This window comes from Actinoplanes nipponensis (assembly GCF_016862275.1).
Lineage (GTDB): Bacteria > Actinomycetota > Actinomycetes > Mycobacteriales > Micromonosporaceae > Actinoplanes > Actinoplanes nipponensis.
Map to the genome: position 1 here is coordinate 19,877 of NZ_BOMQ01000100.1, position 8,108 is coordinate 27,984.

General features: G+C 75.2%; 8 protein-coding genes. 6 read left to right on the forward strand and 2 right to left on the reverse strand.

Translation table 11 applies throughout. The features are described 5' to 3' along the window. The first annotated feature begins 129 nt into the window (after positions 1 to 129). Both Ani05nite_RS39495 and Ani05nite_RS39500 read left to right on the forward strand, forming a co-directional pair. The gene (locus Ani05nite_RS39495; protein ID WP_203777111.1) at positions 130 to 1,254 is read left to right on the forward strand and encodes a collagen-like domain-containing protein; all 1,125 of its coding nucleotides are present in this window, start codon (positions 130 to 132) and stop codon (positions 1,252 to 1,254) included. Positions 1,255 to 2,382: 1,128 nt separating this feature from the next. Then, on the forward strand, positions 2,383 to 2,652 hold the full coding sequence (locus tag Ani05nite_RS39500; RefSeq protein ID WP_203777113.1) for a CDGSH iron-sulfur domain-containing protein: 270 nt from the start codon (positions 2,383 to 2,385) through the stop codon (positions 2,650 to 2,652). A 29-nt stretch (positions 2,653 to 2,681) separates the two neighbouring features. On the opposite strand, the gene Ani05nite_RS39505 is transcribed toward Ani05nite_RS39500, so the two are convergent. Beyond that, on the reverse strand, positions 2,682 to 3,641 hold the full coding sequence (locus Ani05nite_RS39505) for an iron-containing redox enzyme family protein (RefSeq protein ID WP_203777115.1): 960 nt from the start codon (positions 3,639 to 3,641) through the stop codon (positions 2,682 to 2,684). Between the two features lie 171 nt (positions 3,642 to 3,812). Here Ani05nite_RS39505 and Ani05nite_RS39510 point away from each other — a divergent pair, with 171 nt between their 5' ends. From Ani05nite_RS39510 to Ani05nite_RS39520, 3 genes are all read left to right on the forward strand, one after another. Then, entirely contained in the window at positions 3,813 to 4,352 is a 540-nt protein-coding gene (locus Ani05nite_RS39510; protein WP_203777117.1) for a hypothetical protein, read from the forward strand. Positions 4,353 to 4,500: 148 nt separating this feature from the next. Next, positions 4,501 to 5,976, forward strand: a complete 1,476-nt coding sequence (locus Ani05nite_RS39515; RefSeq protein WP_203777119.1) for a glutamate-cysteine ligase family protein — start codon at positions 4,501 to 4,503, stop codon at positions 5,974 to 5,976. 34 nt (positions 5,977 to 6,010) lie between these two features. After that, positions 6,011 to 6,610: a GNAT family N-acetyltransferase gene (locus Ani05nite_RS39520; RefSeq protein ID WP_203777121.1), complete on the forward strand. Its 600-nt coding sequence runs from the start codon at positions 6,011 to 6,013 to the stop codon at positions 6,608 to 6,610. Positions 6,611 to 6,626: 16 nt separating this feature from the next. On the opposite strand, the gene Ani05nite_RS39525 is transcribed toward Ani05nite_RS39520, so the two are convergent. Further along, positions 6,627 to 7,328 (reverse strand): hypothetical protein, encoded by a 702-nt coding sequence (locus tag Ani05nite_RS39525; protein ID WP_203777123.1) that lies wholly within the window; start codon positions 7,326 to 7,328, stop codon positions 6,627 to 6,629. Positions 7,329 to 7,404: 76 nt separating this feature from the next. On the opposite strand from Ani05nite_RS39525, the gene Ani05nite_RS39530 reads away from it, so the two are divergent. Continuing rightward, positions 7,405 to 8,108 (forward strand): peptidylprolyl isomerase (locus Ani05nite_RS39530; protein ID WP_203777125.1); only part of this gene is annotated, 704 nt, incomplete at its 3' end.

Here is an 8,108-nt window from a genome sequence, read left to right on the forward strand (position 1 = left end):
GGCCGGGGTCCGGTCGGGGTACTGGGCCCCGCCGGCCGGAGGGCCGGAGCGGGGCAGCGGGCCGGCGGGCGGGAGACCGTGGCCGGGGGCGCCCGGGTGGCTCGCGCTCTGATGGGTCGGTGCGGCTTGGTGGCCGGGGCTCAAGGCTCCTTCGCGGGCGGGCGGCTGCTGGCCGCCGGCCTCCCGGAGGGTGGGGCGGGGCTGACGGGTGAACTGGTCGTCGACGCCGGGCGGGCGGGTCTCGCCGGTCGGCGGGGTCGGGGATCCAGTGGGGTGCTGGGCGGGGGCGGTGGGCTGGCTCTGGCCGGGGTTGGCGGGCTGACCGGGGACGGCGGGCTCGCCGGCATTCGCGGGGCGGTCGCCGGACAGGGTGGCTCCGCCGGGCTGGCCGGTTCCGCCGGGCTGGGCGCCGGGTTGGCCGGCAGCGCCGGGGTGAACTGCACCGCCGGACCGCCCGCCGAGCTGGCCGGCACCGCCAAACTGGCCGGGGCCGCCAAACTGGCCGCCGGGCTGACCGGCACCGCCCGGCTGGCCGCCGAACTGGCCGGGACCACCGGACTGAACGGGACCGCCGGACTGAACGGGACCGCCGGCCTGTCCGCCGGGCTGACCGACACCGCCGGACTGGCCACCGACCTGGCTGGGACCGCCGAGCTCACCGGCACCGCCGGGCGCGATGGGGCCGCCGGCCTGCCCGGTCCCGACGGGCGTCGCATCGCCGGAGGCAGCCGGCTGCTGGGGACGTGCCGAACCGATGTGCGGCGCGGCAGGCTGGGCACCGGAATCCGGAGCGCCCGGCGCCAGGGCACCGGACTGGTGGACCGGGTTCGACGGCGAGCCGGTGCCGGGCCGGCGCTCCCCCGGCGGGAGCGGGGCGTCGTCGCCCGGCCGGTGCAGCGCGGCGCCGTTCGACGGCTGCGGGCCGCGGGTGAGCGCCGGCTCCGGTGGACGCGCCGACGGCGTGAAGCGGGGCGCGTCCAGGGGCCGGTTCTGTTGCGCGAACAGCGGTGGTCCGAGCAGCAGCGGGTCGACGTCCGCGGGAACGCGGGGTGCGGCGCCGGCCACGGCGGCGCGACCGGCGTCCGGGCCGGGCGTCGATGGGGCGGTCGAGTCGTGCGCCGGGCGTGCGAGGGCGTCGGGACCGCGCGTCGGAGACGGGTCGGTTCCCGGCCGGGAGGCGTCGAGATCGCCCGACCCGGGCTGCCGGTCCGGCGCGGGCTGACCCGGCGCCTGAGCACCGGCGGGCGGGGATGACGGCCGGCCGGACGACGGGTGAGCGGGAGAAGACGGTTCGGCGGCAGGTCGCGGGAAAGCGGACTGGGCCGGGCCGAACGCTTCCGGTCCGGGCGGGGTGAGCCCGGACGGCACGGTGGCGGCCGGCGGGGCGCCGACCGAGGCGGAACCGGCCGGGACCGGGCCGGAGAGACCCGATGGGGACGCTGTCGCATCGAGCGTCGCCGAGCCGAACCCCGCCTGGCCGAACGCCGCCGGCCCGGCCGCCGTCGGCCCGGATCCCGCCTGGCCAGAAGCAGCCGGCCCGGACCCGGCCGGGCCGGATGATCCGGACCGCGTCGGACCCGACTGCACACCCTCGGACGCCTCGGAACCGGACCGCTCGCCACCGGACCATTCGAAACCGGACTGCTCACGATCGGACTGCTCACCGTCGGACCGCCCCGGCCCGGACGCCCACGTGCCCGATCCCGATCCGGAATCCCCGCCCACGCCGGAAGCGGCCTGCGCTCCCCCGCGGTAGGACGGCTCCGGAAGCGACTCCTCCGGCGGCGCGAACGCCATCGGCGCACCGCCCGCGAACGCCGGTGCGTCCCCCGCCGCGAAAGCCTGCTGCGGGCCGGCCGAGGAAACCTGCGGCGCCCCCGCCGAGGGTGCCGGCCGCTGGTCCGTAGCACCAGCCGGCAGCCACAACCCCCCGGCCGCATCCGCGCGGGGCTCGTCCCGGACGGGCAGGCCCAGCGGTGACGACGGATCCCGGTCCGGCCCCCCGCGGCCCTGCCGGGCCGCCTCGACCAGCCCGGACGACTCGGCCAGGCCCGCCGCCGCCACGACCTCCGCGGCGGCGCGGCCGGCGGTGCAGGGCAGGGGTTCGCCGCAGACCGGGCAAACGGTCATGCCTTCGTGCGGGCCCAGGCCACCCGCGTGGGTCTGCACCATCTCCCACGCCGTGCGCGCGAGCACACTGTCAGGATTCACGTACTTCATGCCGGTCAGCGCCATGCCGTCCCACCCCCGTAGATCGCCCGCGACAGGCGTTCGCGTCAAGTTCACCGTGTCCGGGACGGCGCCGTGACCGTTTCGGCCAATCGGTAGACCGACGGCGGACCCCCGGGTTTCGCGCCGGCCGGGCTGGGCACCTCATGCGCCATGAGCGGACCGGTGGACGAGCACGGCGCGACCGTGATCCCGTACGAGGACGGCCCCCTGCTGCTGCGGGGCAACTTCACCCTCCGCACGCCCGACGGGGACGTGATCGACCCGGGCCGGGGCACCGTGGCGCTCTGCCGCTGCGGCAAGTCCGCCATCAAGCCGTTCTGCGACGGCACGCACAAGGCCATCGGCTTCCGCGCCGGCGTGGGCCGCGACTCCGCCGCCCCGCGCGACACCACCGCGCGGGACGCCGAGCCCGCCGCCTGATCGCGGCGCAGCGCCCGGGTACGTCGCGCTCACTCGCGCAGGGAGCTCTCGCCCGCCGCCCAGCGCTCGAGGATCGAAGCCGCCCAGCGGTCGTCCAGCGCCAGCACGCAGCGGGCGCCGAACAGCACGTCGCCCGCCGATTCCGGCTCGGCCCGGCAGAACGAGCCGCACATGTCGTACGCGGCGATCTGCTCGTGCACGGCGTCGGCCTCCACGTGCTCGTCGTAGAAGCGGGTCGCGGCCGCGTCGCCGCCGAGGCGCCGCAGACCGTTGCCGTACGCCCGGTTCGGGCCGGTCGAGGTCATCTCGTACGCGGCCAGGTGGCCCAGCAGCGCCCCGCGCCACCGGCGGTGCAGGCCGAACAGCGACATCAGGTTGTTGTTGGCCAGGGTCGTGGCCGGCACCACGTCCACGTACCGGCCGTACTCGGTGTCCAGGCCGAGCGCGGTCATCGTGTCCTTGAACATCTCCTGGTGCATGCGGCTGAGCACGCCGCCGCCGTACTCGTCGAGCTGGATCTCGATGAGCGCGGCCTTGGCCTTGCCGCCGAGGCGGGGGATCGCGAAGGTGTGCGGGTCGGCCTCGCGCAGGTGGTAGACCGACCGGTGGGTGGCGAACTCGCGGAACTGCTCCCACGTGGCCCGGCCGCGCAGGTAGCCCGACAGCGACGGCCCACTGCTGTCGGAGGTCAGGGCGATCAGCGCGTGCGTCACGTCCTCGGCCGGGGCCGGCGCGCCGACCAGCTCGTACAGCTGGGCCTCGAAGCGGGCCTCCAGCCCGGAGCGCAGCGCCAGCAGTCCCGGGTGCCACTCCCAGCGGTCGTCGACGCCGTCCCAGCCGCGGTAGTGCAGTTCGTAGAGCACGAACAGCGCGAGGTGCAGGTCCTCGTCGTCGATCCGGTCCGGGTCGAGGGCGAAGTCGTACGGGGACCGCGCGAGCGCGTCGATCACAGCGGCCGAGACCGGTCCACGGGCGGAGGGCATCTTCATGCGGCACGTCCTAAGAGCAAGCGAGACCTCGAAGTTCCCGGTGGAAGGGGCGCCAAACAGTGAGATCACCCGCCCGCGGGCCCGTGAACGGCACATTCACTCACTGTGTTCAATCAGTGGCTCTCCGTACGATTGAGCCACGTGCATCTCCCCACCCCAGGAGATACCCCCATGGACGACACCGAGCTCTACCGCGAGCGGATCCTCCGGCACGCCGGTCCCGTCATCACCGGCCGGTTCCTCGGCTTCCGGCCCTCCTACACCCGCGAGGTCAGGGTCGGCCAGCCGCTGCTGGTGGCCGTGTTCGTCACGGCGACCATCACCCAGGCGGTCGGCGCCCTGCTGCTGGCCCTGCTGCGCAGCGGCGGGCGGGGCGCGCGGCGCAAGTTCAAGGACCTCAAGAAGGGCCCCGAGTACCTGGTCACCCCGCTGCGGCTGCGCGACGACCTGGGCCAGACGTACGAGGTGGAGATGCACGGGCAGCTGCCCCAGTCCGCCCTGCACCGCGGCGACCTCGTGCAGCTGCGCACCCGGCCGCAGAAGGACCCGGACCTGGCGGTGAAGCTGGAGCAGGTGCTGAACCTGACCACGTTGCAACCGCTGACCCCGCGGATACCGACCCTGTGGTCGCACCTCGGCCCCGGCCTGCTGATCCAGGCCGGGCTCGGGCTGGTGCTCACCGCCGTCGTCCTGGTCGCCTGGATCAGCTGAACCCGGGAGCCGGGCGGCGCGATTGCGAGGGCCCCGTGGGGGGCAGGTAGACGGCGCACGCGGAACCTCTCGTGTGATCCGGTGCGTTCTCCTGGTGCGCCGGCGGGCTGACCACGAGACGATAGGCGCGGCAGAGGGGCGGTGCGCGGTGGGCGAAGAGGTCGACCAGAGGACATTCACCCGCGAGGACAGGTCGCAGTACCGGCAGAAGATCCGGCGCAGTCTCGACGTCTTCGCGGCGATGCTGCGCGACGCCCGGTTCGAATTCGAACGGCCGCTGACCGGCATGGAGATCGAGCTCAACCTGGTCGACGACAACGCCGACCCGGCGATGCGCAACGCCGAGGTGCTGGCGGCCATCGCCGACCCCGACTTCCAGACCGAGCTGGGCCAGTTCAACGTCGAGATCAACGTGCCGCCGCGGCGGCTGGCCGGCGACGAGAACGCCGACCTGGAACGCCAGCTGCGGGAGAGCCTGAACAACGCCGAGCAGCGGGCCCGCAGCGTCGGCGCCCACATGGCGATGATCGGCATCCTGCCGACGCTGCGCAAGGAACACATGACCGCCGACTCGCTGTCGGCGAACCCGCGCTACAAACTGCTCAACGAGCAGATCTTCGCGGCCCGCGGCGAGGACCTGGACATCCGCATCGACGGCATCGACCGGCTGGCGGTCACCACCGACACCATCGCGCCCGAGGCGGCGTGCACCAGCACCCAGTTCCACCTGCAGGTGAGCCCGGAGCAGTTCGCCGCGTACTGGAACGCGGCCCAGGTCGTCGCCGGCGTCCAGGTGGCCCTGGGCGCCAACTCGCCGCTGCTGTTCGGCCGGGAGCTGTGGCGCGAGACCCGCATCCCGCTGTTCGAGCAGGCCACCGACACCCGCTCGGAGGAGATCCGGGCCCAGGGGGTACGACCCCGGGTGTGGTTCGGCGAGCGCTGGATCACCTCGGTCTTCGACCTGTTCGAGGAGAACGTGCGCTACTTCCCTGCCCTGCTGCCGATCTGCGACGAGGACGACCCCGAGCAGATCCTCGAGAGCGGCGACACCCCGCAGCTCAGCGAGCTGCGGCTGCACAACGGCACGGTGTACCGGTGGAACCGGCCGATCTACGCGGTGGTCAAGGGCCGCCCGCACCTGCGGGTGGAGAACCGGGTGCTGCCGGCCGGCCCGACGGTGGTCGACACGGTGGCCAACGGCGCCTTCTACTACGGGCTGGTCCGGATGCTGGCCGAGGCCGAGCGTCCGATCTGGACGCAGATGTCGTTCAGCGCCGCCGAGGAGAACTTCCACTCGTGCGCCCGGCACGGCATCGCCGCCTCGGTGTTCTGGCCCGGGCTGGGCTACGTACCGGTGTCCGAGCTGGTGCTGCGGCGGCTGCTGCCGCTGGCCCGGGAAGGGCTGGACAAGTGGGGGGTGTCGGCCCGCGAGCGCGACCGGCTGCTCGGCATCATCGAGCAGCGCTGCCTGACCGGCCGCAACGGCGCGACCTGGCAGGTGGAGACGCTGCACGCGCTGGAGGCCGAGGGGTTGGACCGGCAGGGCGCGCTGCACGAGATGCTGCGCCGGTACCTGCCGCCGATGCACGAGAACATCCCCGTCCACGAGTGGCCCGTCGGCTGAGCCCCCGCCCGCCCGGCGGGTTTTAATGATCGGCGTGCCCCCACTCGTCGCACCCCTGCTCGACGCCGGCGCCCTGGCCCGGCTGGAGCAGCCGGTGCTGGCCGGGGACGGCTTCGTGTTGCGGCCCTGGCGGGCCGGGGACGCCGCGGTGGTCGCCGGCGCCTATGCCGATCCCGGCATCCAGCAGTGGCACGCGCGGTCGCTGAGCCGGACCGAAGCCGCGGCCTGGGTCGCGCAGTGGCCCCGCCGCTGGCGGGACGAGAGCGGCGCGGGCTGGGCCGTCGCCGACGACCGCGACGACACCGTGCTGGGCCAGCTCAGCCTGCGCCGGATCGACCTGGCCGAGGGGCTCGCCGAGATCTCGTACTGGGTGCTGCCCGCGGCGCGGGGCCGGCAGCTCGCCGCCCGGGCGCTGACCGTGCTCGGCGGCTGGGGGTTCGGCGTGCTCGGTCTGCACCGCATCGAGGTGCTGCACTCGACCCGCAACGTCGCCTCCTGCCGGGTCGCCGAGCGGGCGGGCTACCCGGCCGAGGGCACCAAGCGCAGCGAGGCCCGGCACGCCGACGGCTGGCACGACATGCACCTGCACGCCCGCATCGCCGGCGACCCGAAGCCGCCCGCCCCGGCCGGATAGCCCGGCCGGCCGGCGGTCACCGGTCCCGGCAGGCGACGACCGGGTCCTCGCTCTCCAGTGGACGCAGGTCCGCGGTGCAGCGCCGCAGCGGCGACTCGACGAGGATCCGCACCGTGCCGTAGCTGTCGATGCTGGGCACCGCGAGTTCCACCGCCACCGGGCCGGCGCCGGGCGTCACGGTCAGCTGCCGGGCCAGCGTGACGTCGCCTCCCTCGTCGGCGACGCCGGTCACCTCGGCGCGTACCAGGGCCCCCGCCGGCACGTCCGGCATCTCGGCCCGCATCGCCAGCCGCAGGCCGTCGCCGGTCCGGCTGATCGCGACCGTCAGGCCCTCGACCGGGGCCGCGGCGGCGGCGCCGGGCCGCCCGCCGGCCAGCACCGCGACCGTCGCCGCTCCGGTCAGGGCGACCGCGGCGGTCAGCAGACCGGCGACCACGGCCGGCAGCAGCCCGGTCCGGCCCGCGGCCCGCAGCCGCAGCACCACCAGGACCGCCGCGACGGCGACCGTCAGCACGGCGAGGACCACCGCGCCGGCCGCGAGCCAGCGGGGCAGGGCGCTGTCGCCGATGCGGGAGCTCGCCGGGAGCGCCAGGGCGACCAGCAGGGCGGCCGCCGCCCCCGCCCCGACGGCCACCGGCCAGGACCGGTCGTCGACGGTGGACGGCAGGGGTGCCGGCGCGGGATCCCCGACCGGTTCCGGGGCGGCGATCGCGGACATTCGATCATGTTCGCACACCCGCGCCCGGCCGCCGGGCCCGCTTGACGTATTCAGGGAGGTCGATTACACCGGGGGGATGATGAAGCGACGTCTGGCGTTCGTCCTGCTCTGCGCGCTGGCCACCGGTGCGGCCGGCGCCGCCCCGGCCGCGGCGCACGGCGCCGATCCGACCGCGCCGACCCCCGGCCCCTGCGCGTACACGCCCACACCGGACGATCCCGCCGCCCGGCCAGTGCCGCTGCCCCGGGACCCCGGGCACACCCCGGACCGCGGCACGGTCGACGTGCTGCTGTGGACCAACCTCGGGCCGATCCCGCTGGAGCTGGACCGCGCCCAGGCCCCGTGCACCGTGCAGAGCTTCCTGCACCTGGCCCGGCACCGGTTCTACGACCGGACCATCTGCCACCGGCTGACCGCGTACCCGACGCTGAAGGTGCTGCAGTGCGGCGACCCGACCGGGACGGGCTCGGGCGGTCCCGGCTACCGCTACGGCGACGAGCTGCCCACCGACCTGCCGCCCGCGCCGACCGACCCGACCGGCGCACGCCGGGTGTACGCCCGCGGCGTGCTGGCCATGGCCAACGCCGGCCCGGACACCAACGGCAGCCAGTTCTTCCTGGTCTACGGCGACTCCGCGCTGCGGCCCAACTACACCATCTTCGGCCGGGTGGAGCGGCCCGGCCTGCGCACCCTGGACCGCGTCGCGGCCGGCGGCGTGACCCCGACGCCCGAGGACCCCGCGCCGCTGGACGGGCCGCCCGCGCTGCGCACCGAGATCCG

What these genes read in the sequence shown, in the direction of transcription:
- Ani05nite_RS39525 (WP_203777123.1), bottom strand. Translation starts at nt 7,328, where the DNA reads ATGTCCGCGATCGCCGCCCCGGAACCGGTCGGGGATCCCGCGCCGGCA.
- Ani05nite_RS39500 (WP_203777113.1), top strand. Translation starts at nt 2,383, where the DNA reads ATGAGCGGACCGGTGGACGAGCACGGCGCGACCGTGATCCCGTACGAG.
- Ani05nite_RS39510 (WP_203777117.1), top strand. Translation starts at nt 3,813, where the DNA reads ATGGACGACACCGAGCTCTACCGCGAGCGGATCCTCCGGCACGCCGGT.
- Ani05nite_RS39505 (WP_203777115.1), bottom strand. Translation starts at nt 3,641, where the DNA reads ATGAAGATGCCCTCCGCCCGTGGACCGGTCTCGGCCGCTGTGATCGAC.